Annotated in this window: 21 protein-coding genes and 1 pseudogene; 10 read left to right on the plus strand and 12 right to left on the minus strand. The window is 72.2% G+C overall.

Annotation, left to right across the window (positions count from 1 at the left end; all coding sequences use genetic code 11):
• Nucleotides 1-53: 53 nt before the first annotated feature.
• The 3 genes from Saso_RS37635 to Saso_RS37640 all read left to right on the plus strand — a co-directional run bounded on the left by Saso_RS37635 (nt 54) and on the right by Saso_RS37640 (nt 1,202).
• On the plus strand, nt 54-536 hold the full coding sequence (locus Saso_RS37635) for a hypothetical protein (protein WP_189927267.1): 483 nt from the start codon (nt 54-56) through the stop codon (nt 534-536).
• 107 nt (nt 537-643) lie between these two features.
• The gene (locus tag Saso_RS38870; RefSeq protein WP_268253257.1) at nt 644-766 is read left to right on the plus strand and encodes a hypothetical protein; all 123 of its coding nucleotides are present in this window, start codon (nt 644-646) and stop codon (nt 764-766) included.
• 100 nt (nt 767-866) lie between these two features.
• Nucleotides 867-1,202: a hypothetical protein gene (locus tag Saso_RS37640; protein WP_189927268.1), complete on the plus strand. Its 336-nt coding sequence runs from the start codon at nt 867-869 to the stop codon at nt 1,200-1,202.
• An 89-nt stretch (nt 1,203-1,291) separates the two neighbouring features.
• Here the strand turns inward: Saso_RS37640 and Saso_RS37645 are convergent, their stop codons facing one another.
• Complete coding sequence (locus Saso_RS37645; protein WP_189927269.1) at nt 1,292-1,897, minus strand: hypothetical protein; 606 nt, start codon at nt 1,895-1,897, stop codon at nt 1,292-1,294.
• A 295-nt stretch (nt 1,898-2,192) separates the two neighbouring features.
• On the opposite strand from Saso_RS37645, the gene Saso_RS37650 reads away from it, so the two are divergent.
• Both Saso_RS37650 and tnpB read left to right on the plus strand, forming a co-directional pair.
• The gene (locus Saso_RS37650; protein WP_189927270.1) at nt 2,193-2,768 is read left to right on the plus strand and encodes an IS607 family transposase; all 576 of its coding nucleotides are present in this window, start codon (nt 2,193-2,195) and stop codon (nt 2,766-2,768) included.
• Entirely contained in the window at nt 2,765-4,222 is a 1,458-nt protein-coding gene (tnpB, locus tag Saso_RS37655) for an IS607 family element RNA-guided endonuclease TnpB (RefSeq protein WP_189927271.1), read from the plus strand. Before Saso_RS37650 ends, tnpB begins: the two co-directional genes overlap by 4 nt.
• A 46-nt stretch (nt 4,223-4,268) precedes the next feature.
• On the opposite strand, the gene Saso_RS37660 is transcribed toward tnpB, so the two are convergent.
• The 7 genes from Saso_RS37660 to Saso_RS37690 all read right to left on the minus strand — a co-directional run bounded on the left by Saso_RS37660 (nt 4,269) and on the right by Saso_RS37690 (nt 9,936).
• The gene (locus Saso_RS37660; RefSeq protein WP_189927272.1) at nt 4,269-4,685 is read right to left on the minus strand and encodes a hypothetical protein; all 417 of its coding nucleotides are present in this window, start codon (nt 4,683-4,685) and stop codon (nt 4,269-4,271) included.
• A 41-nt stretch (nt 4,686-4,726) separates the two neighbouring features.
• Nucleotides 4,727-5,065: a hypothetical protein gene (locus tag Saso_RS37665; RefSeq protein WP_189927273.1), complete on the minus strand. Its 339-nt coding sequence runs from the start codon at nt 5,063-5,065 to the stop codon at nt 4,727-4,729.
• 230 nt (nt 5,066-5,295) lie between these two features.
• Nucleotides 5,296-6,042, minus strand: coding sequence for a sigma factor-like helix-turn-helix DNA-binding protein (locus Saso_RS37670; protein WP_189927274.1), 747 nt, complete (start codon nt 6,040-6,042; stop codon nt 5,296-5,298).
• A 49-nt stretch (nt 6,043-6,091) separates the two neighbouring features.
• Nucleotides 6,092-6,448 (minus strand): hypothetical protein, encoded by a 357-nt coding sequence (locus Saso_RS37675; protein ID WP_189927275.1) that lies wholly within the window; start codon nt 6,446-6,448, stop codon nt 6,092-6,094.
• Nucleotides 6,449-6,627: 179 nt separating this feature from the next.
• On the minus strand, nt 6,628-7,941 hold the full coding sequence (locus Saso_RS37680) for a cytochrome P450 (protein WP_189927276.1): 1,314 nt from the start codon (nt 7,939-7,941) through the stop codon (nt 6,628-6,630).
• On the minus strand, nt 7,922-8,836 hold the full coding sequence (locus Saso_RS37685) for an aromatic prenyltransferase (RefSeq protein WP_189927277.1): 915 nt from the start codon (nt 8,834-8,836) through the stop codon (nt 7,922-7,924). The genes Saso_RS37680 and Saso_RS37685 overlap by 20 nt, the downstream gene beginning before the upstream one ends.
• A 29-nt stretch (nt 8,837-8,865) precedes the next feature.
• Nucleotides 8,866-9,936, minus strand: coding sequence for a polyprenyl synthetase family protein (locus Saso_RS37690; protein ID WP_229901520.1), 1,071 nt, complete (start codon nt 9,934-9,936; stop codon nt 8,866-8,868).
• 248 nt (nt 9,937-10,184) lie between these two features.
• Here Saso_RS37690 and Saso_RS37695 point away from each other — a divergent pair, with 248 nt between their 5' ends.
• From Saso_RS37695 to Saso_RS37715, 5 genes and pseudogenes are all read left to right on the plus strand, one after another.
• Nucleotides 10,185-11,096 carry an aromatic prenyltransferase gene (locus tag Saso_RS37695; protein WP_229901521.1) on the plus strand — a complete coding sequence of 304 codons (912 nt, stop codon included), beginning with the start codon at nt 10,185-10,187 and terminating at the stop codon, nt 11,094-11,096.
• A 253-nt stretch (nt 11,097-11,349) separates the two neighbouring features.
• On the plus strand, nt 11,350-11,817 hold the full coding sequence (locus Saso_RS37700) for a TetR/AcrR family transcriptional regulator (RefSeq protein WP_189927279.1): 468 nt from the start codon (nt 11,350-11,352) through the stop codon (nt 11,815-11,817).
• A gap of 72 nt (nt 11,818-11,889) precedes the next feature.
• Nucleotides 11,890-13,446 carry a DHA2 family efflux MFS transporter permease subunit gene (locus Saso_RS37705; protein WP_189927280.1) on the plus strand — a complete coding sequence of 519 codons (1,557 nt, stop codon included), beginning with the start codon at nt 11,890-11,892 and terminating at the stop codon, nt 13,444-13,446.
• Between the two features lie 192 nt (nt 13,447-13,638).
• Nucleotides 13,639-14,133: pseudogene (locus tag Saso_RS37710) on the plus strand (GNAT family N-acetyltransferase); the annotation flags it as partial.
• 15 nt (nt 14,134-14,148) lie between these two features.
• Nucleotides 14,149-14,880, plus strand: coding sequence for a class I SAM-dependent methyltransferase (locus Saso_RS37715; RefSeq protein ID WP_189927329.1), 732 nt, complete (start codon nt 14,149-14,151; stop codon nt 14,878-14,880).
• Nucleotides 14,881-14,946: 66 nt separating this feature from the next.
• Here the strand turns inward: Saso_RS37715 and Saso_RS37720 are convergent, their stop codons facing one another.
• From Saso_RS37720 to Saso_RS37735, 4 genes are all read right to left on the minus strand, one after another.
• A complete protein-coding gene (locus Saso_RS37720; protein WP_268934809.1) occupies nt 14,947-16,275 on the minus strand; it encodes an AfsR/SARP family transcriptional regulator in 1,329 nt (442 codons plus the stop codon).
• A gap of 303 nt (nt 16,276-16,578) precedes the next feature.
• Nucleotides 16,579-18,168, minus strand: coding sequence for a class I adenylate-forming enzyme family protein (locus tag Saso_RS37725; RefSeq protein WP_189927282.1), 1,590 nt, complete (start codon nt 18,166-18,168; stop codon nt 16,579-16,581).
• Between the two features lie 723 nt (nt 18,169-18,891).
• Nucleotides 18,892-19,887: a class I SAM-dependent methyltransferase gene (locus Saso_RS37730; RefSeq protein ID WP_189927283.1), complete on the minus strand. Its 996-nt coding sequence runs from the start codon at nt 19,885-19,887 to the stop codon at nt 18,892-18,894.
• Nucleotides 19,884-21,041, minus strand: coding sequence for a DegT/DnrJ/EryC1/StrS family aminotransferase (locus tag Saso_RS37735; protein ID WP_189927330.1), 1,158 nt, complete (start codon nt 21,039-21,041; stop codon nt 19,884-19,886). Before Saso_RS37735 ends, Saso_RS37730 begins: the two co-directional genes overlap by 4 nt.
• Nucleotides 21,042-21,045 lie beyond the last annotated feature (4 nt).

Here is a 21,045-nt window from a genome sequence, read left to right on the forward strand (position 1 = left end):
GCGGCCGGTCGGCGCCTTCGGGTGCTCAGGGGGCAACTGTGGAGAGCGTGACCATGTCGGCTGTGATCGCGGCCGTTGCGGCGGTGGTCGGGGGCCTGCTGACCGCGTTCGCCACGAGGTCCGTGGAGCGGCTACGGCTCCGGGCCGGTTTGCTGGAGAAGGCTCAGGAGCGGCGTCTGGCCGGTATCGAGGGCTTCATGCTGGCGACGATCCTGTGGATGGACTGGCTCACGTACATCCAGGAGACGGGCTGGACGGACAAGCAGGAGGAGCTGAACCGCCGCGTCCGAGCCCGCGACGAAGCGTATCGGCGGATGCTGCTGCTGGCTTCGGAGGAGTTGTACCGGTGGCTGAAGGACACCTACCTGCCCGCGGAGCACCTGGTGCGGCAGACCTACGTGCGTCAGCTGCGCGGCGGCATGGAGATCGACGCGGAAGCGCTGGCCGCTCGGCGCGCGTTCAACGCCCTGCTGAGGGACGACCTCGTGGACAAGGTGCGCCCGGAGATCCACAAGCTGCGTGAGCCCCTTGCGTGAGCTGTCCGGCACGAGTCGTGCGTCGTCGCACCGCTCCAAGGCCAGGCCCACGGGGCCTTCTTCGAGCCCGTTGCTCTTCTCCAGACGGAGATGAGCACCGTCCGGTGATGTCAGCTGCGGAGCTCGCCATTCATCAGATCCGGGTGGGGACGGAGTTCCAGCGCCCCGGGCGGCAGCGCCGCAAGGATCTCGGGCAGCTCGGCGACATAGGGGCGGAGGTATGCCAGTAGGCGCCTCTCTCGGTTGAAGGGCCGGTGCTGCACGAGACGGAAATCCGAGACGGGCGAGGGGGCTGTGCTGGATAGCATCTTCGCTGTCGAAGGAGTGTTCATGGCGCTGGCGCGCAAGGGATCACGGCAGATCGTTGTCGAGGGCACGGTCTACCGCTGGCAGCTGCGCCGCAGGCCGACGTACCCCCAGGGCCTTGTCTGGTCGCCGTGCACCTTCGCGGTCGAGCATGCGGACAGGCCGGGCACGACCCTCGTGGTCACCACCGGCCAGCCGCATCCGGGCAACTGGATCGGGCGCGAGGCGGGGCCTGTGCTGCCGTCCGCTGTCGCTGCGGCTGTTCGCGCGGCCTTGCGGGCAGGGTGGACGCCGACCGCTGTGGGCTCTGCTTTCCGCCTTGACCGGTCGGCCGGTTTCACGCCCTCGTCCTCACGGTGAGATGAGCCCCGCTTGGAGCGTACTCGGCCATGGGCAACGGTGTTGACCGTGATCGACTCCCCCGCCCCGGCACGCACGGGCTGTGTTTGTCAGCCGCCGGTGGCTCCGGGGCGGGGGTCGGCCGACCGGATGCAGTCGCGTAGGACGGCGAAAGACACCGGTGGGCCGGACAGTGCGCGAACCGAGCCCAGGCTGACGCTGTCCGAGTCCAGGGCGGCGACCAGGGGGGCGGAAAGAACGTAGAACTCCCACTGCGCCATGTCGAGCGGCTCATAGAGCGCGTGTTCACGGGCGGTCTGGACGGCGAAGACGTAGACGTCGGCGTTGTACGACTTCGCCGCCGCGTAACCGCCGCCGGGTGACCATGTGCGAGCGCGGATCCCGCTGAAGCGGATCTGCGACGGTGCGCGCTGTTCCCAGGCTTGCAGGTAGGCGCCGGCCTTGACTTCGATGCGCAGGCCGTCGTCGGTTTCGACGTCGTGGCTGACCCATTCCTCGCGGGGCTTGTGCGAGCCGACTGCCCTATGGACCAGGAACTCGGCGAACAGGCCACGCGTGTTGTTCACCCGGAGGTCCGGCATGGCGAACCGCCAGAAGTCGGCCACGCTTGCGTCCGGGACGCCGATGACTGCCTCGTCACCGCGCAGCGGTGGCATGGACCGTGGGGTCAAGGACATACGGATGGGCTGCTGCATGGGCCGCAGTCTTCCAGCGTGGGCGAGGATCTCTGCGCGGCTGGTGGCAGGGACCCCCGGACGGGTGACAGCTGCCGCACGCGGTTCCCTGCGGCTTCTAGCACAGGTGCATGGGTGCGGGTCAGTCAGGCGCGTCCGGCATCAGTGGATCGGGGGTCGTGGAGGTGGTCAGGGTGTGGGCTGCGGTGTGGAGGGCGGTTTCCCATTGCGGGAGTTCGTGCCGGGGGAAAGCTGCTACAGATTTTCTAGTCATTCATAGTCGTCTGTAGTCGTGCATCTTGAATATCTTGGTCTTGTGAAGCTTTCGGAGTGGGCGCGGCAGCAGGGCGTGAGCTACCAGACCGCCTGGCGATGGGTGAAGGACGGGAAGATGCCCGTTCCGGTCCGCCAGGCGCCGTCCGGTACGTGGCTGGTCGCTGAGCCCGCTCCGGCCGTCTCTGCGGCCTCGGGGCGGGTGGTGGCGTACTGCCGTGTCTCTTCAGCCGACCAGAAAGCCGACTTGGATCGGCAGGCGTCACGGGTGGTGGACGGGGCGAACGGGCTCGGCCTGCCGATCGCCGAGGTCGTCACCGAGGTCGGGTCAGGACTGAACGGGCGCCGCCGCAAGCTGCACCGCCTGCTGTCCGACCCGCAGGCGGCTGTGATCGTGGTTGAGCACCGCGACCGGCTGGCCCGGTTCGGCGTCGAGCATCTGGAGGCCGTCCTCTCGGCGTCCGGGCGGCGTCTGGTCGTCATCGACTCCACCGAGACCACCGATGACCTGGTGCGCGACATCACCGAGGTGCTGACCTCGATGTGCGCCCGCCTGTACGGGCGGCGGGCGGCGAAGAACCGGGCCGCCCGCGCGGTGGCCGTGGCGACCGCCGAGTGAAGAAGTTCCGGCCGCAGCCCGGGTTCGTGGTGCAGGCGTTCCGGTTCGCCCTGGACCCAAACGCCGTCCAGGAGGCCGCGCTGCGCTCGCACTGCGGCGCCGCGCGTGCCGCGTACAACTGGGCTGTCGCCTGGGTCGAGGCGTCGTGGTGGCAGCGCCGCGCGGAGGAGTCGTACGGGATCGCCGAGGACGGGCTGACGCGGTGGCGGCCGTGGTCGTTGCCCGCGCTGCGGAAGGCGTTCAACGAGGCCAAGCACACCGACCCGCGGTTCGCCGCCTGGTGGGAGGAGAATTCGAAGGAGGCGTACTCCACCGGCCTCGCGAACGCCGCGGCAGCGTTCGACAACTACGCGAAGTCCAAGCGCGGACAGCGCAAGGGCAAGCGAGTCGGTATGCCGCGTTTCAAGTCGAAGCGGAAAGCGCGTCTGTCCTGCCGCTTCACCACCGGCGTGATCCGTATCGACACCGACGGCCGGCATGTGACGCTGCCCCGGCTCGGCGCGATCCGTGTCCACGAGCCCACCGTGAAGCTCCTCGACCGCGTCCGGGCCGGGACCGCCCGCATCCTGTCCGCGACAGTCCGCCACGAACGCGGACGCTGGTCCGTCTCCCTCCAGACCGAGGTCAAGCGCGACCTCACACGGGTCGCCCGGCCGGACACGGCGGTCGGGATCGATCTCGGGGTGAAGACCCTCGCGGTCATGGCCGACAGCACCGGCGAGATCCGCACCGTCGCCAACCCCGGGCACTACGACGCCGCGCGCAAGCAGCTGCGCCGCGCCTCCCGCACCGTGTCCCGCCGCCAGGGCCCCGACCGGCGCACCGGGCAGAAGCCGTCCAGGCGGTGGGAGAAGGCCAACGCCCAGCGGAACAAGGTCCACCATCGCGTGGCGAACCTCCGCCAAGACGCCCTGCACAAACTCACCACGAGCGTGGCCGCCGAGTACGGCACCGTTGTGGTCGAGGACCTCAACGTCGCCGGGATGCTCCGTAACCGGCGCCTGGCCCGCCGGATCGCCGATGCCGCATTCGGGGAGATCCGACGCCAACTCGACTACAAGACCCGCCGGCGCCACGCCACCCGCCTCGTGGTCGCCAACCGCTGGTACCCCTCCTCCAAAACCTGCTCCGGGTGCGGCGCGGTGAAAGCCAAGCTGGCGCTGCACGTCCGGACGTTCGAATGCGACGCCTGCGGTCTGGTCATCGACCGGGACGACAACGCCGCGCTCAACCTCGCCGCTCTCGCGGCAGCCTGCGTGACTGGTACCGGAGTGGCCGGAGACCAGGACACCGCCCCGGCGGTGTCGAAACCTCGTGGAGCCGACCGGAAGACCCGCGCCACCCGCCCCCGCCACAAGGCGGAAGCGGGGCGGGCAGGTGGCGCAGCCCTGCCGCACCAGCGGCAGGAGGAAACGAGAGACCGTCCTCAAACCGAAGCTCTCATGCTTTGGTGATGTGACGGACCTTCCGGGCCGAAACGCCCGGAATGCTGAGACCTGACTACGGTCTCGACAACGGCATCCATGGGCTGTAGTGCGCCGCGACGGAGAGGAACAGGGTCTCCTGCGGGGTGCGGGCGGCGACCGTCATCGACAGCCGGCCGGCCACCTCCCTGGGGCTCAGCTCGCCCTTGGTGAGAGCGGTCGCGAGGTCGACGAGGAGGAGGCGGCCGGCCGTTTCCTCGTCTGGCAGGGGGATGCCGAGTTCGTGCAGGGCCTGGACGTACCGTTCGCGGATCTCGTCCGCGTCGCTCCCGCGGGGCAGGCCGGCCAGTTCGCGCAGGGCGGGGCTGTCCCGTCCGTCGACGAGTGCGTGAGCGGCAAGCATCGGCAGCTCCTCGGGCGGGAGCACCTCCGCCACGTACCGCCACGTGCTCTGCCGCAAACGGTCCATGTGGTCCCGGTCCATGTGGTCCATGGGGTCATCGTGCGGGCAGCGGGACCTTGCGGGCCACCTGATCAGCGTTGTCCCTGGGCCGCTGCTTCGCGTTGGAGCTGGACCGCGGCCAGGAGGCTCAGCTTCGGTTCCGCCTTGCGCAGGGCCCTGACCGCCGCGACGGAGGTGATGTCCCCCTGGAAGCCGACGGCGGCCAGGCGGGCGTGGACCCACCGGGCGCGCAGCCCGCTCTCGTCGGCGGCGGCGCTGGACTCCACGAGGGCGGCGGCGCGCTCGAGTCCCGCGCGTTCCTCGGGCGTCGCCTCGGCCAGTGCCTGGCGCAGCGCCGCGGCGACCACGTCCGTGTCGCGGATCGTCAGCACGAAGTTGTGCTTCTTGTTCAGCCCCGTGATTCCCGTCATGGGTTCGATCCTGGCCGTCAGCTCTGCTGTGTGCCAAGGAAGTTGAGGAGCTTCAGAGGATCGGGGCCGGCCGCGGCGGCGGGCTGGGGCGTGCCCGCCGTCGGGGGATGGTGAGCGGCGGGCACGCCCGGGAGGGGGACTTGCGGGCTCCATCCTAGGAAGGGGCGGAAGCGCAAGTCCCGTGCGGGCGGCGGAACTTCGAGTTCAGATGGAGCGCTGCTGTATGCCGGTCAGGGGGCCGCGGCGGGGGTCTGTTCGGCCGGGCTGCCGGCCGCGGGGAGGTCGGCTGCGGGGGTGCCGGGGTCGTTCACCCAGCGGACCTTGTGGATGCGGCCGTCGACGACGTCGAGGACCAGGGTGCTCAGGACGTGGCCGTTGCGGTCGCGGAAGACCACGCCGGAGCGGGAGCCGACGTGGCGCGGCTCCATGGTGACGTCGAAGCGGGTCAGTGCGGGGCCGATCGCGCCGAGTACCCGGGCCACGTGCTCGGCGCCGACGATGCGCCCGGGCCAGGCCTGGGCCCTGCTGCCGCCGTTGCCGGCCGTCACGGAGGCGGCGAGCTGCCGGCAGACGGCCTGCGAGCAGCCCAGGGCCGACGCGATCTGCGCCAGGCCGCATCCGAAGACCTCGCGCAGGACGAACACGGCGCGCTCGAGCGGGGCGAGCCGCTCCAGCAGCATCACCGCCGCCGTCGCGTGCGGCTCGGTCCCTTCCGCCGGCTGGTCCGCAGCGGGCTGCTGCGGGGCCGGCTGCTGCGGGGCCGGCTGCTGCGGGGCGGGGCGCAGCAAGCCGGCTGCGATGCGGGTGACCTCGGCCGACAGGAACCTGCGGCGCGAGGCGGGTTCCGCGGGGGCGTCCTCGTAGCGCAGCCAGGCCTGGTGGACCGCGTCCTCGGCCTCCTCGGTGCTGCCCAGGATGCGGTGGGCGATGGCGAACAGTACGGGCCGCAGCTCGGCGAACTCCTCGGTTCGGCTCACGTGGGCTCCTTGTCGTCCGGGCCGGCCTCGGGCGGGCGGCGGGGCGGGCTCATGCCGCGGTTCCGAGGTCGTCAGTGGTGCCGAGGTCCTGCGCGGTGCCGAGGTCCTGCGCGTCCCGCTGTTCGCCGCCGCCCGGCTGCCGGTGTCGGTGCTCGTGGGCGTAGACGGCGAGGAACGTGGCGAGGGTGCGTACCGAGCCGGCGTGCGGTCCCAGCCCGGTGAGGGGGATGCTGCGTCCGAGGCCGGCCGACAGCGCGCTGTGGGCGAGCAGGGCCGCGGCGGCCAGTTCGCCGGGCGGGCGGCGGGCCGGGCCGGCACCGGCCATGCACAGGGCTTCGGCCCAGGCCTGGGAGGTGATCTCGGCCTGGCGTGCGTGTGGCCCGGAGGCGGGCGTGGCGGCGCTCATGGGCTTCCCCTCGTTCGGTCGGCTCCGGTGGTCTCCCGTGCGGTGCGGTGCGGTGCGGTGCAGTTCGGTGCGCTGTGGTGCGGTGCCGTGCGGCATGTGGTGCGGGTCGTGCGGTGTGACGCGTGTGCGGTGGCCCCTGGGGGCCGGTTCAGCGGGGGTGGGTCGTCGTGGTCCGGGGGTCATCGTGGTTCGGGGGTCATGAGCAGGCGTTGGGGGTGCAGGGTGGTGTGGGGGGCGGCGCGCACCCGGCTGCCGGGTCCGGCGCTCAGGCGCCATTCGCGGGCCACCGCCCCGAGCAGGGTCTCGAGTTCCTTCCAGGCGAACGTCTCTCCGACGCATCCGCGTGCTCCGGCGCCGAAGGGGATGTAGGAGGCGTCCTGGGCGCTCGGGCGGAGGGTGAGCCAGCGGTCCGGGTCGAGGCGGTGGGGGTCGGGGTAGCGGTCGGGGTCGCGGTGCAGCAGGTAGGAACTGAACATCACGTGGGTGTCGGCGGGGAGGGTGTGCTCGCCGAGGGTGACCGGGGTGAGGGTCTTGCGGCAGGTGATCCACACGGGCGGGTAGAGCCGCAGGACCTCCATCAGGAACCGCAGGGCGTAGCCGGGCGGGCCGTGGCCGTGGCCGGGTCGGGCGCCCGCGGCGGGGCCGGTGCCGGTGTCCGGGTCCGTGCTCTCGGTGTGTGCCAGGTCCTTGAGGACCTTCTCCTCGACGAGGGGGTCCTGGGCGAGGAGGTGGAGGGCCCAGGACATCACCGAGGCCGTGGTGACGGTGGCCGCGGTGAGCATCATGACGGCCTCGTCGCAGATCTGTCCGGCGTCCAGTGCGGTGGTGCCGTCGGGGCCGGTGTCGGTCAGCAGGGCGGAGAGGTAGCCGGCCGTGGGGTGCGCGGGGTCGCGGCGGCCGGCGAGGGGGGCGAGCAGCGCGCGGAAGTCGGTGAAGGCGCGGGCCAGCCGTCCGGCGGGCTGCGGTGAGCGGGCCGCCGCGCCGTACAGGGGTTTTCTGATCATTTCCCAGGACAGGGCGGCGAGGTGCTCGCCGAGCGTGCCGGAGGTCTCCTCGGGCAGGGTGCCGAAGAGGGTGCTCAGCGCGATGCCGCTGGCGGCCCGGCACATCTCGGCCTGGATGTCGAGTGGCCGTCCGGGCCGCCAGGGGGCCACGGTGCTGCGGGCGATGTCCTGCATGAGCGGGGTGTGGCCGGCGACCGCCGCGGTGCGCAGGTAGGGGTGGGCCAGTCGCCGGTAGTGGCGGTGCAGGGTGTCGTCGGGGGCGAGCAGTCCCGCGCGGCTGAGGATCCTGGCCTTCTGGAAGAGCTCGCCCTTGCCGTAGTGCTTGCCGTCCTTGACCAGGATGCGGCGTACCAGGGCGGGGTCGGTGACGAACTGGGCGGGCATGCCGTCCACGGACACGGTGCGCAGGCGGTGGCCGCGCAGGTCGCGTTCCATCCGGCTGAAGCGGAACGGCGCGGGGCCGCCCGCGTCACGCGGCGTCGGCGCCATGGTCGATGGACGGCATGAGGTCCAGCCGGCTGCGTGCCTGGAAGCGGTAGTAGGACTGGAGTTTGTAGTACTCCTCGCCCGAGGAGGTCATGGCGGCGTAGACCATCTTGGGGTCGTCGCCGCCGTAGGCGACGCTGTCGAGGAAGTGCTCGATCTTGGGGCCGAGCCGGGCGGGCAGGGCGAGCGGGTCGTGGGTCTTCACGCTGAAGGCGATGCGTTCGATCTTCGGGGAGTCCCAGTTCAGGGTGACGTAGAAGCCGAAGGACTTCTCGCAGAAGCGGAGCATCTGCTCGCTGGGGTCGGGCATGCCGGTGGCGCGGTGCATCGCGAGGACTTCGGCGGGGCGGCGCAGGTGGTCGGGGAAGTTGGTGAAGTACAGGTTGACGGTGTTGCTGCGGTAGTCGATGGCGACGACGTCGACCTTGTCGGCGAGGCCGCGGTCGGCGAAGAAGGCGAAGTTCTCGGCGAGGCTGGGCGGCATGGAGGGCAGGTCGCGCAGTTCGGCCAGGCTCTGGCGGTGGCCGCCGGGGAAGTACACCCAGATCTTGCGGAAGCCGCCGACGATGCCGAAGTCGATGCCGTAGCTGTCGATGGGGCACCGGCTGCGGATGTCGCCGAGCAGGCTCTCGGCGGGGCGGCCGGTGGGGGTGACGAAGCCGTGCTCGCGGGCCCGCTCGTAGGGGTCGACGGTGCGCGGGATGGTGAAGCGGCAGTCGAACTCGCCTTCGTGGCGGGCGTTGGTCGCCACCCGGAAGGCGATGATGGCCTGCGGGATGACGTCCTCGAAGGCTTCCAGGACGGGCCAGACCTTCTCGCGTGAGCAGGTCACGTCGATGAGTGCCGCCGACTGTTCGACACCGGTGAAGAGGTCCGCCAGCTGCGTGGTGGTCGTCATTGTTCCTCCAACTGCCGTACGGGGGCGGGTCACTTGTCGCGGTAGGCCACGCGCAGGGCCATGTTGGTCAGTTCGCCGCGCCAGGCGGGGTCGAGGGGGGCGTCGGCGAGGGCCGCGCAGCCCTGGTCGACCAGGGTGGCGATGTGGCGTTCGACGTCCTCGGGGACGCCGGTGTCCAGCAGGCGGCCGCGGATCTCCTCGGGGGTGTGTCCGGGCTCGGTGATGAGGTCGCGGATGCGGGCATCGCGCTGCATGGCCCAGCCCAGCAGGAGGGTCATCTTGTGCTGGCTGAAGTCGAGGCCGGCGGTCTTGCCGGTCCGGGCGGCGTCGCCGAACGCGTCGAGGAGGTCGTCGCGGAGCTGGAACGCCTCGCCGACCGCTTCGCCGTACTGGGTGAGGGCGGGGGCGAGGTCGGGGCGTCCGGCGGCGCCGGCGCCGACGACCAGGGGGCGGTGGATGGTGTAGCGGCCGGACTTGATCAGTGCGATGAGCCGGGACAGGTCGGGGTCGATGCTGAACTCGGCGGCCGCGGCGACGTCCATGTACTGGCCGATCATGACTTCGGAGCGCAGCCGGTGCCATTCGGCGAATCCGCCGGAGGGGCCGTTCGACATGAGTTCGTCGGAGTAGACCAGTGCGAGGTCGCCGACGAGGAGGGCGACGCCCTCGCCGAAGCGGCGGGACTCGCCCTGCCAGCCGCGGGTGCGGTGCAAGGTGGCGTGCAGGAGGTGGACGGCGGGCTTGCCGCGCCGGGTGTGGGAGTCGTCCAGGACGTCGTCGTGGACGAGGGCGGAGACGTGCAGCAGTTCCAGGGCCGCGGCCGCGTCGATGACGGCGGCGTCGTCGGGGTCGCCGCCCGCGGCGAGGTAGCCGGTGAGGCAGAACGCCGGGCGGATGAGCTTGCCGCCGGCCCGTACGAGGTCGGACAGTGCGTCGATGGCGACGACGGCGTGTTCGTGCACCGCCGCGTAGCGGTCGCGTTCGGCGGCGAGGAAGTCGCTCATCCGGTGCTGGACGCGGCCGAGCAGGTCCTCGACGGTGCGCCGCGCGTGGGCGGCATCCTGGTCGGTGGCGGCCCGGCGGGTCACGGCAGTGGTCACGACGCATCTCCTTGGACGGGGCTTTGTGCGCTTCGGCGGGTGACGCGGAGAAAGTGGCGGGGTCAGAATGCGCGGCGCGAATGCAGCAGAGGTGGAGCCCGGTTGGAGCGAAAGTCGAGCGGCACGGCGCGGAACAGGTGTGCGGGGAAATCGGCGGGGGTCCGGTCGGGCGCCAAGACGGCGCCAAGAGGGGTGGGTCAGGGTGGTGGCGTATGCCGCAGACACCGGCTGACCCTTTGGAGGAGCTCATGCCAGAACCCGCTGGATTGGATAAGGTCTATTCGGCGGTTGAGGAAACGGCCCGGCTGCTGGACGTTCCTTGTTCGCCCGACCAGGTCGCCCCGGCCCTGAAGGCCTTCGGGGACGAACTCCCCGGTTCCCACATCGTTTTCAGCATGGCGGCCGGTGAACGGCACCGCGGGGAAGTCGACTTCGATTTCTCGCTGACTCCCGAGGGCGGCGATCCGTATGCCACCGCGCTGGCGCACGGTCTCATCGAGGAGACGGACCACCCCGTCGGCGCACTGCTGGCGGAGGTCCAGGCGCGCTGTGCGATAGCCAGTTACGGTGTCGAGTACGGCATCGTCGGCGGGTTCAAGAAGTCGTACGCGTTCTTCCCGCTGGACGACTTCCCGCCGCTGGTGAAGTTCGCGGGCATCCCGTCGGTGCCGTCCGCGCTCGGCGAGCACCTGGACACGCTGACGCGGCTGGGCTGGGACGACAAGGTGTCGGCGATCGGCGTCAACTACCACAAGCGCACGCTGAACGTGTATCTCGCCGCGGCGCAGGTGCCGGCGCAGAACAAGGTGGCGCTGCTGCGTGCGTTCGGGTTCCCGCAGCCGGACGCGCAGGTCATGGAGTTCCTCGAGCGGTCGTTCTCGCTGTATCCGACGTTCAACTGGGACTCCTCCGCCGTCGAGCGGATCTGCTTCTCGGTGAAGACCCAGGACCCCGGTGAGCTGCCCGCGCCGTTCGACGCGGACGTGGACCGGTTCGCCCGTGGCGTGCCCCATGTGTACGAGGGGGGACGCGAGTTCGTCTCCGCCGTCGCGCTGGCGCCGTCGGGCGAGGCGTACTACAAGCTCGCCGCCTACTACCAGAAGGCGCGCCAGTCGTCGAACGCCGCGTTCGCGGCCAAGCAGGACGACGCCGCGTCATAACCCCGCCCCCGTGCGCCGTCCGGCCGGCGGCCGGGGCCGGGAAGTGGTCGGCCGGGGCCGGGAGGTCGTCGGCCGCGCGCCCGGTTCGTCGTATTCCGGGCGGCGACGTCGTGTGCCGGTATTGCGTCACCAGTGATTCCAGCTGTCGCACGAGCGGGCTTCGATCCCCGATCAAGCGCCTGTCGAGCCGGATACGAGCGGGGCGGGCGACCATACCGCGAAAAGCCAAGGTTTCCCCCTGGAGGGTCAGTACATGTCTACAGCAACCGAAGTGGAAGAAGCGTCGGCCATCATCACCGCGTACGGGCAGGCTTTCGCGGAGGCCGGTGCGGCCGCTTATCACGGGCCGCGCGAGAAGCTCGCCGAGAACATCGTGCGCCTCACTCTGGAATTCTTCGAGGACCCCAAGTGGCAGCCGCAGCTCCTTACGGCCCTGCGTACCGCGACCGCCAGCAAGGAGGGCGCGGAGCCGATGCGCAACCTCTTCTCCGCGCAGGTCTTCGCGCAGGCGGGCGTGGCGCTCGAGGAGGACCCGCTGAGCATCGACGAGCTCGCGGGCAAGCTCAGCATCAAGCCGATCCACATCAACGCGTCGGCCGCGCAGCTGTGGGGTGTGTTCCTCCTGCGGTACGTCCTGCGCGTGGAGCCGATCGCGTCGGCGTCGGTGGACGAGATCGTCACGCTCCTGGCGCCCACGGTCGAGCGCTACATCGTCGGCTGACGGTCGCAGCGACCGGCGCACCAACCAGCGGAAGGAACCGTCCAGCCCCGGACCGGGAGGACAACTAACGTCATGAGTACCCTCAACGAATCACGAGACCAGGCCGGCGGCACCACCGCCGGCGACCCCCGGCGCTGGAAGGCGCTGGCCGTACTCACCGCCGTGCAGTTCATGCTGATGCTGGACGTCACCGTGGTGAACATCGCGCTCCCCAACATCCAGTCCGACCTCGGGTTCTCCACCGAGGGCCTGGCCTGGGTGGTCAACGGCTACCTGCTGATGGCCGCCGGATTCCTGCTGCTGGGCGGACGCGTCGCCGACCTGCTCGGCCGCCGCAAGGTGTTCGTGGCGGGTGTCCTGCTCTTCGGCGTCTCCTCGATCATGTGCGGCGCCGCGAACACGCCCGGTCTGCTCGTGGCCGGACGGTTCCTCCAGGGCTTCGGTGAGGCGCTCGCGGCGCCGGCCGCGCTCGGCCTGATCGCCGTGCTGTTCACCGACGCCAAGGAGCGGGCCAAGGCCCTGGGGATCTGGGGCGGACTGGCCGCGCTCGGCGGGGCGGTCGGCTCGGTCGTCGGCGGTCTGGTGACCGACTTCATCGACTGGCGCTGGGTGTTCTACATCAACATCCCGATCGTGGTGCTGGCGCTGGTGGTCATTCCGCGTCTGATGCCGGAGAGCCGGATGGCCCGCCGCGAGGGCCAGCGTCTGGACCTGGTGGGGGCCCTGACCACCACCGCCGGTCTGGTGGGCGTCGTGTACGGCCTGCTCAAGGCGGCCGACCACTCGTGGGGCTCCTCGCAGGTGCTGCTGCCGCTGCTGGGCGGGGCCGCCGCACTGGTCTTCACGGCCGTGTGGGAGTCGCGGGTGCCCGAGCCGATGATCCCGCTGCGGTTCTTCAAGAACCGCACCCGGGTGACGAGCAACGCCGTGAGCATGATGTCGTTCGCGTCGTTCTACACCTACGCCTTCGTGGCCACCCTGTACCTCCAGCAGGTGCTGCACTACTCGCCGATGGAGACGGGCCTGGCCTACATCCCGCTCACCATCGCGACCGGTGTGGGCATGGGTGTGTCCACCGCGCTGATGCCCCGTATCGGCGTCAAGCCGATCGTGGTCATCGCCTTCTTCGGTTCCGCCCTGGGCCAGTTCATCGCCGCCAACGGCTTCTCCCCCGACGCCAGTTACGTCGGCGGGGTCATGCCCGGCCTGGTGGTGTTCGCGCTGTTCAACGGTATGGGCTTCCCCGTGCTGATCAACGGCGGCCTGCACGAGGTCACCGGGCAGGACGCGGGACTGGCCTCCGGTGTGCAGACGTCGATGCAGCAGATCGGCGCGGCCCTGGGCCTGGCCACCCTGGTGCCCATCGCCCTGCGCTACGTCAACGACCACGCGGGCGACGGCAACCCCGCCGCGGTCGCCTCCGACGGGTTCGCGCTGGCGCTGCACGTGGCCGCGGGCGTGCTGGCCGCCGCGGGTCTGATCGCCCTGTTCCTGCTCGGGAAGGTGAGCGCGGAGAAGCGTGACGCGCACGCCGAGGCCGCCGAGGTGCTGGCGGAGGCTCCCGCGCCCGTCCAGGCGCCCTCCCCCGCGCAGGCGCCCGCTCCGCAGGCCGCCGACGTCAAGGCATGACGGCCGGCGCCTGACCATACGTCACCGTGACGCAGCAACCCCCGCACTGGATGCTGGGGTTGCTGCGTCTTCGTCGTCGTTGCGCCGGCCGGGACGGCCCGCCCGCCCGGGGCGGTCGATCCCCGGGAGGGGGGGCCGGTGGCGGCGCGATATTCGGGTGGCCGCCGGGGGCCGTGCGGGTAGGGTCGGGCCATGCCCGAGCTGAAGCGGCTGGAGGCCGGCCACGCCCCGGCGGTCCTGGACTTCGAACTGGCCAACCGCGCCTGGTTCGCCGCCTCGGTCAGCGATCGCGGCGACGACTACTTCGACCGGTTCACCGACCGCTACGACGCCTTGCTGGCGGAGCAGGAGGCCGGCGTCTGCGCCTTCTACGTGCTGCTGGCCGAGGAGGACGGCTCGGTGCTCGGCCGGTTCAATCTGGTCGACCTCGTCGACGGCACCGCGCAACTCGGCTACCGGGTCGCGCAGCATGCCACCGGCCGCGGCGTGGCGACCGAGGCGGTCCGGCGGCTGTGCGCGCTGGCCGCCACCCGGCACGGGCTGCACACCCTGCGGGCGGCCGCCTCCCACGGCAACGCCGCCTCCGCGAGGGTGCTGGCCAAGGCCGGGTTCGTCCCGGCCGGCCCGGCCGACCCGGCCCACCTCGGCGGTAAGCAGGGCACCTGGTACCGGCGCGACCTCACCCTCCCGGGCTCGCCGAGCATCCCCGCCAACCGGCGGCTGTGGAACCGGATCAGCGGCGCCTACCAGCACGAGCACGACCCGCAGATCGGCGCCGCACCCCGGCTGTGGGGCATGTACTCCCTGCCCGACGCGCAGCTGCACGCCCTGGGCGACGTCACCGGCAAACGCGTCCTCGAACTCGGCTGCGGCGCCGGACAGTGGTCCCGGGCGCTCGCCGCCGAGGGCGCCAGGGTGGTCGGGCTCGACCTGTCCGAGGCCCAGCTCGCCGCGGCGGCCCGCGCGATGGGCACGGCCCGCTACCCGCTGGTGCAGGGCGCCGCCGAACAACTCCCCTTCGCCGCGGGCAGCTTCGATGTGGTGTTCTGCGACTTCGGCGGGCTCAGCTGGGCTCCCCCGCACCTGGCCGTCCCGCAGGCCGCACGCGTCCTGGTCCGCGGCGGGCGCCTGGTGTTCAACGTCGCCAGCCCCTGGTTCGAAGCCTGCTACGACGAAGCCGCCGCCCGCGTCACCCGGACGCTGCGGCAGGACTACTTCGGGCTCGACACCGTCGCCGAGGACGACGGCGCGAGCAGCTACCAGCTCACCTACGGCGGCTGGGTCAAGGTCCTGCGCGGCGCGGGTCTGGTCATCGACGACCTCATCGAGCCGCGGCCCGGCCCCACGGCACCCAACGGCTACAACGAGACCGACCCGCCCGACTGGGCACACCGCTGGCCGGCGGAACTGCTCTGGGTGACCCACAAACTCTGAGGCGGACGGAGCCGGGCCGAAGCCGGCCGGGAGCGGGCCCGGCCACGGAGGCGGGGGCGGGGGCGGCTACAGCTCGGCCGGCAGGGGGGCACGCAGCAGGTCGGTGCGCGGCAGGTCGGTGCGCGGCAGCAGGGTGTGGTGGGGCGGCTGGCGGCGGGCGGTGCGGTGCGGGGCGCGCTGGTCGGCCGCCGGCGCGGGCCGCCGGGCCGTCTTCAAGGACGCGGCCGGGTGCGCCCGCCAGTCCAGCGCCGGCGCGTGGTTGAGGATCTGTTCCTCCAGCCGCCGCAGCGCCGGGCGCGGATCGATGCCCAGCTCACGGGCCAGGTAACGCTGGTTGGCGCGCAGCACCGCGAGTGCGTCGGCCTGCCGGCCGGCCCGGTAGAGGGCCAGGCTCAGCAGCTCGCAGCCGTACTCACGCAGCGGGTGGTCCGGGACGAACGCCTCCAGCTCGGCGACCGCGATCTCGTGGGCGCCGGCCGCGAGCAGGGCGGCGCAGCGCCCCTCGGCCACCGACAGGCGCAGTTCCTCCAGCCGGGCCGCGTCCGGCCGTACCAGCGCGGTGTCGGCGACCTCGGCGTAGGCCGGTCCGCGCCACAGGGCCAGTGCCCCTTCGAACTCGCGCACCGCACCGGGCGCGTCGCCTCGGTCCAGTGCCTGCCAGCCGGCGACGGCATGTGCGCTGAAGCGGTGCACGTCGACCTCGACGGCCCGGCCGTCCAGGAGGTATCCGCGGGCGTGGGTGCGCAGCACCGTCGGCTGGGTGCGGGGCGCGCGGCCGGGTTCCAGCACGCGGCGCAGGTTGGCGACGTAGGCGTGGAGGGAGGAGACGGCCGCGGGCGGCGGGTGTCCGGTCCACAGTTCCTCGACGATGACGTCACAGGGCACCGGCCGGCCCGCGGTGCTGACCAGCAGGGCCAGCAGGGCGCGCTGTTTGGGCGCCCCCAGGTCGACGGGGCGGCCGCCGACGAGGGCCTCGATCGGGCCCAGTGCGCGGAAGGCGACGGCGGGGCGCGGGGCGGGCGTCTGCGGTGGCCGTCGGCGGGCGGGGCGGGTGTCGTGCGCCGGTGCGGGTGGCGGGGCCGGGTGGTCGCGCCCGGGGGGCTCGGCGGGCTCGGGGTGCTTGGGGTGCTTGGGGTGCTCGGCGCCGTCCGTGCCCCTGTCCGGGACGCCGTCCCCGATGCCGTCCCCGATGCCGTCCGGGAGGCCGGCTGCCGCGAGGTCGTGGCCGTCCGTCTCGGCGGCGTCGTCGTGGGAAAGCGTGCCGGTCACCCATCGGCGCAGTGCCCTGTTGGTGCGGCGAAGCTCTCGGACCTCGCGTTCCAGCTCCGCGATGCGCCACGCCTGCGCGGTCCTGGGACTCATCGCGGTATCGGTGTCCACCCTCTCGTCCCCCATCCGTGAACTCTCCGTTTCCACGGGCGCACTTGACCTGCCGGGAAGGCCGGACGGGCCCTTCCCCCGGTCAGTGTGCGCGACTCGGGGCGGTGACGGCCCGGGTGCCGAGCCGACGCCGAGCGGTCCTCCAGCCGCCCTCGAGGAGGGTGCGCCTGCACGGGTACGCGGCGCGGCAGGACGGGGCGGGGCGGCCATGCCTGGCCCGGCCCGCGTCCTGCCGGGCACACGCGGGGCCGGGCCGGCGCGTGGCGGCGCCGGCCCGGCAGGGGGACGAGGGCCCCCGGCATCAGCCGGGGGCCGGTGTCATGCCTGTTCCTGGAGCTGTTCCTCGAACCGGCGGGCCAGCGCGAGGCGTTGGACCTTGAGGGTGGCGGTCCTGGGCAGCTCGGCCTGCGGGATCTGTACGGGGTCGGCGAGCTGGGGGAACGCGGCGGCGACCGCCGCCCGCCAGCGGTTGAGGTCCAGGGGCTTGTCGTCGACGGTGCAGATCACCGGGACCGGCCGGGAGTCGGGTCCCTGCACCACGACGAGCTCGGTCAGTTCGTGCAGCCGGCCCAGCACGACGTCCTCGATCTCCAGGGAGCTCTTCACTCCGGGGATCATGTCGACCTCGCGGTCGAGCATGTGCAGGCAGCCGAACCGGGTGCGGTATCCGACGTCGCCGGTGCGCCACCACTGGCCGGTGCGGTTGGCGTCGTAGCGGTCCTGCTCGCCGAAGTAGGTCTTGGCGATGCCGTCCCAGGCGACCTCGATGTAGCCGGGGTTGGTCTCGGACGGGGTGTGGCCGTCGCGGCTGACCACGCGGATCCGGGCGGCGCCGCCCGGCATGGCCCAGCCGACGCAGCGGCCGTTGGCCTTGTGGGCGGAGTGGCGGAAGTAGGCGCGGCCGACGGCCGGGCCGACCTCGCTCTGGCCGTAGATCTGGAAGAACAGGGCGCCGCGCCGGTCGGAGGACTTCAGCAGTCTGCTCATCGTGGCGGGGTGGATGGCGTCGAAGGTGCTGCTGAAGACCTTCACCGACCCGAACGGCGAGCGCGGGTCCTGGGTGAGCTCCTCCCACTCCATCAGCGAGTTGGGCAGCGCCTCGACGAAGGCGGGCCGGTGCTTGACGAACTGCTCGGCGACCTCGGCGGGGCCGGTCTCGCGCATGAGCAGGACCGGGTACTCCTTCAGCAGGGCCAGGGACATCGCCGCGACCATCCGCGAGTGCACGAAGGGCACGTTGATCGCGACGGTCTCCTTCTTGCGCATCAGCGACAGCAGCCGCCACTGCGGGACGAGACGGATGCCCTGGGTGCGGGGGGTGTGCACGACGAGTTTGGGGATGCCGGTGGTGCCGGAGGTGTGGGTGATGACGGCGGCCTCGTCGATGGGCCGCACGACCGGCTTGACGCGGGGCGCGCCGGCGAGTCCGGTGAGCGCGACGGCGCCCGGCCGCTCGCCCGAGGAGGTGATGACCCGCCGGGTGAGGTCCTTGAGCGGCACGTCGGCCAGGACGTCGAGCTTGGCGCCGTCGCTGAGCAGGGTGGGCCGGCCGACCCGCTCCAGCAGGACGCCCACGGTGGTGGGGTCCAGGGCCGGTGAGAGGTTGACGACGATCCCGCCGATGCGGGACACGGCCGCGGCGAGCATCCAGTGGTCGGCGTTGGCCGTCTTGTAGATGACGACGTGCTCGTCGGGGCGGACACCGGCCGCCCACAGACGGGCCGCGAGGTCGTCGACGTGGTCGGCGTACTGGGCCACCGTCAGGCGCCGTCCCGCCTCGGGCAGGACGCCGAGGTCGTGGTCGAGGCTGATCGGGGTCGAGGGGTTGACGGCGGCCGCCATCTCCGGCAGCAGGCCGATGTGAAGACCGCGCTTCTGGATCGAACGGTAAGCCACGGAGCCCTTCATGGTGGCTTTCTCCTTTGTGGTGGGCGGTTGACATTTCGGGCGTCGACGACCCGGTGCGGGGCCGCCCGGCCCTGGGCGGGCCGGGCGGCGGGCGGCGGGTGTGGAGGGCGGGCGCGCCGGGGCGGCAGCCGCCCGACCGGCGCGGGCAGCCCGGCCTGCCCCCGCCCCCTCCCCCCTTTCCCCGGGCAAGGGGAGCGCCCCGGCCCGGCCCGGACCGGGGCGACGCTGCCCCTGACGTACACATCCCGCCCGACGGCACCGACCGGGCACGGATCGCCCGACCGGACCGCGGCCGGTTACCGGCGACCGAGGCCGCGGCCAGGACGCCGGTGCCCTGGCCACGGCCGGTGGCCACAGCTATCGAGGCCCGGTCGCGGTGTTCTGCGGCCGGTGCTGTCCCGCTGTCGTGCGGGAGACCGTCAGGTGGCCTCCCGCACGGTGCGGGCCCGCCAACGGGGGGCCTGTCGCGTGGTGCGGGGCCCGCCGGCAGGCCGTCTCACGTGCGGTTCGGGTCCTGCCGGCCGGTGGTCTGGCGTGTGGTGCGGGGCTGTGGGCGGGTGGGTCCGCGCGGCCCGGGCCCCTGGGGAGGGCGGGACGCGCGGGGTCCGTCCGGGCTCCGCACCGGCGGCACGCGGTCCGGCGGCACGGTTGCGGGGTGTGTCGTTGCGCCGCGGGCCGCCGTCGGGGGGCCGGAGCCCGGCCGACCGGCCTGCCGGGCGGCCGTCAGCGGGCGATGACCATCGTCGCCGGCGGTGCGTCGTGGAAGGTGACGTCCTCGAAGCCCGCCTTGATCAGCCAGTCGCGGTAGTCGGCGCGCCGCCAGGTGCCGCCCTCCTTGCTCTTGAGCAGCATCTCCAGGGCGAACAGCAGCGGGAACGCCGGGGCGCTGCGGTCGTCGTCGACGACGTAGTCGGCGACCACCAGGGCACCGCCGGGCTTGAGGGCCTTGCGCAGCCGGGTGAAGACCTCGATGTTGCTCTCGGCGTTCTCCTGGTGGGCGATGTGGGAATAGACGGCGATGTCGTACTCGCCGGTGCCGAAGTCGGTGGTGTGGAAGTCGCCGTTGAGGGTGGTGAACCGCTCCCCCACCCCTTGTTCGGCGACGAGGCGTCGGGCGATGGCGTTGATCGGCTCCCAGTCGAGCTGGACCGCGCGGGCGGCCGGGTTGGCCTTGAGCCAGATCGACGAGTAGATGCCCGAGCCGCCGCCGACGTCGAGGATGGTGATCTCGCCGGCGTCGGCGATGCCCAGTGCCTCGACCCCGGCGTCCGCGGCCGGGACCGACACCCCGGCGATGGCGGGGACGATGCCCTCCCAGTGCGGGTTGTCGGCCACCTCGGTCTCGCCGCCGGTGAGCGGCCCGCCGGTGCGTACGACCTCCGGCAGGTCGATGAGGCTGCCGGTGTGCTGGAGCTTGAGCTTGGCGAAGCCGGCCAGGGAGGCGGGCTTGCCCTCGACGAGGAAGGCGGAGGCCGCCGGGGTGTTGCGGTAGCGGCCGTCCTCCAGGGCGACCAGCTCCACGCTGACCAGGCCGTCCAGCAGGCTCTGGGCGCCCCGCTCGGAGATCTCGGCCAGGGCGGCTATCTCCTCGGCGGTGCCCGCCCCGTTCTCCAGATGGGTGAAGACGCGGTGGGTGGCCGCGGCGCCGATGACGCCGGTGTTCCAGTAGCCGTTGATCAGCCTCATCACACCGTCCGGCGCAGGCTGGTTGTTCGTCATGCCGCTCCCTTCAGGGTCCGGGTGGGCTGGGCGTGGGTGCGCAGCGCGCTGCGCAGGACCTCGCAGACCCGCTCGACCTGGCTCATGGTCAGCTCGGCGTGCATGGGTATGCCGAGGTTGCGCTGGAAGAGGTCCGCCGAGACCGGGCACACCTGCCGGGCGGCGAACGCGGGCTGCACGTGGCTGGCCCAGGTGCCGTGCAGGGTGCCGATGCCCTGGGCGCGCAGTTCGGTGGCGACCGCGCCGCGGTCGACGCTCGGGTCGAGGGTCACCAGGTAGGACTGCCAGGCGTGGGTACGGTCGGCGGGCACGTGCGGGACCGTCAGCAGGTCCTCGTCGGCGAGGAGTTCGGCGTAGCGGGCGGCGACGGCGCGCCGGCGCCCCATGAGTTCCTCGATGCGGCCGAGCTGGACCTGGAGGATCGCCGCGGCGATGTCGGAGAGTTTGAAGTTGTAGCCGATCTCGGTGAATTCGGGGATCGGCAGGCCGATGACCTGGCCCATGTCGAAGATGCTGCCGATGCCGAACGAGGACAGCTGGCGTGCCTTCGCGCCGATGGCGGGGTCGGTGGAGATGAGTGCGCCGCCCTCGCCGCTGGTGGCGCCCTTGCGTCCGTGGAAGGACAGGCAGGCCACCTCGGCCAGTGCGCCCGCCTCCCGGCCCTGGTAGGTCGCGCCGACCGCGCAGGCGGCGTCCTCGACGAGGAACAGCCCGTGGCGGTCGGCGATGGCCTGAAGGGGTGCGTAGTCCGCGGGCAGGCCGACGGTGTCGACGGCGATGATGCCGACGGTGCGGGAGGTGACGAGGTCCGCCACCGCGCGCGGGTCGATGGTGCCGGTGTCGGCGCGTACGTCGGCGAACACGGGTGTGGCGCCGACGTAGCGCACCGCGTGGGCGGGGGCGGGGAAGGTGTAGTCGGCGACGATGACCTCGTCGCCCGGCTGCACGCCGAACGCGAGCATCGCCAGGTGCAGGGCGGCGCCGCAGTTGCTCACCGCGACCGCGTCACCGGCCCCGTACCGTTGCTTCAGCTGGGCTTCGAGGGCCTTGCCCTTCGGTCCCTGGCCGGCCGGCCAGCCGGAGGCGAACACCTCGGCGACGGCCGCCAGTTCCTGCTCCCCCAGGCTGGCGAAGACGAGGGGGATCTTGTCGATGTCG

Origin of the sequence: Streptomyces asoensis (assembly GCF_016860545.1) — a bacterium.
GTDB classification, from domain to species: domain Bacteria; phylum Actinomycetota; class Actinomycetes; order Streptomycetales; family Streptomycetaceae; genus Streptomyces; species Streptomyces asoensis.

Coding starts and splice junctions, on each gene's coding strand:
- Saso_RS37635 (WP_189927267.1), top strand. CDS start 54: ATGTCGGCTGTGATCGCGGCCGTTGCGGCGGTGGTCGGGGGCCTGCTG.
- Saso_RS38870 (WP_268253257.1), top strand. CDS start 644: ATGTCAGCTGCGGAGCTCGCCATTCATCAGATCCGGGTGGGGACGGAG.
- Saso_RS37640 (WP_189927268.1), top strand. CDS start 867: ATGGCGCTGGCGCGCAAGGGATCACGGCAGATCGTTGTCGAGGGCACG.
- Saso_RS37645 (WP_189927269.1), bottom strand. CDS start 1,897: ATGCAGCAGCCCATCCGTATGTCCTTGACCCCACGGTCCATGCCACCG.
- Saso_RS37660 (WP_189927272.1), bottom strand. CDS start 4,685: ATGGACCACATGGACCGGGACCACATGGACCGTTTGCGGCAGAGCACG.
- Saso_RS37665 (WP_189927273.1), bottom strand. CDS start 5,065: ATGACGGGAATCACGGGGCTGAACAAGAAGCACAACTTCGTGCTGACG.
- Saso_RS37675 (WP_189927275.1), bottom strand. CDS start 6,448: ATGAGCGCCGCCACGCCCGCCTCCGGGCCACACGCACGCCAGGCCGAG.
- Saso_RS37680 (WP_189927276.1), bottom strand. CDS start 7,941: ATGGCGCCGACGCCGCGTGACGCGGGCGGCCCCGCGCCGTTCCGCTTC.
- Saso_RS37685 (WP_189927277.1), bottom strand. CDS start 8,836: ATGACGACCACCACGCAGCTGGCGGACCTCTTCACCGGTGTCGAACAG.
- Saso_RS37695 (WP_229901521.1), top strand. CDS start 10,185: ATGCCAGAACCCGCTGGATTGGATAAGGTCTATTCGGCGGTTGAGGAA.
- Saso_RS37700 (WP_189927279.1), top strand. CDS start 11,350: ATGTCTACAGCAACCGAAGTGGAAGAAGCGTCGGCCATCATCACCGCG.
- Saso_RS37705 (WP_189927280.1), top strand. CDS start 11,890: ATGAGTACCCTCAACGAATCACGAGACCAGGCCGGCGGCACCACCGCC.
- Saso_RS37720 (WP_268934809.1), bottom strand. CDS start 16,275: ATGGGGGACGAGAGGGTGGACACCGATACCGCGATGAGTCCCAGGACC.
- Saso_RS37725 (WP_189927282.1), bottom strand. CDS start 18,168: ATGAAGGGCTCCGTGGCTTACCGTTCGATCCAGAAGCGCGGTCTTCAC.
- Saso_RS37730 (WP_189927283.1), bottom strand. CDS start 19,887: ATGACGAACAACCAGCCTGCGCCGGACGGTGTGATGAGGCTGATCAAC.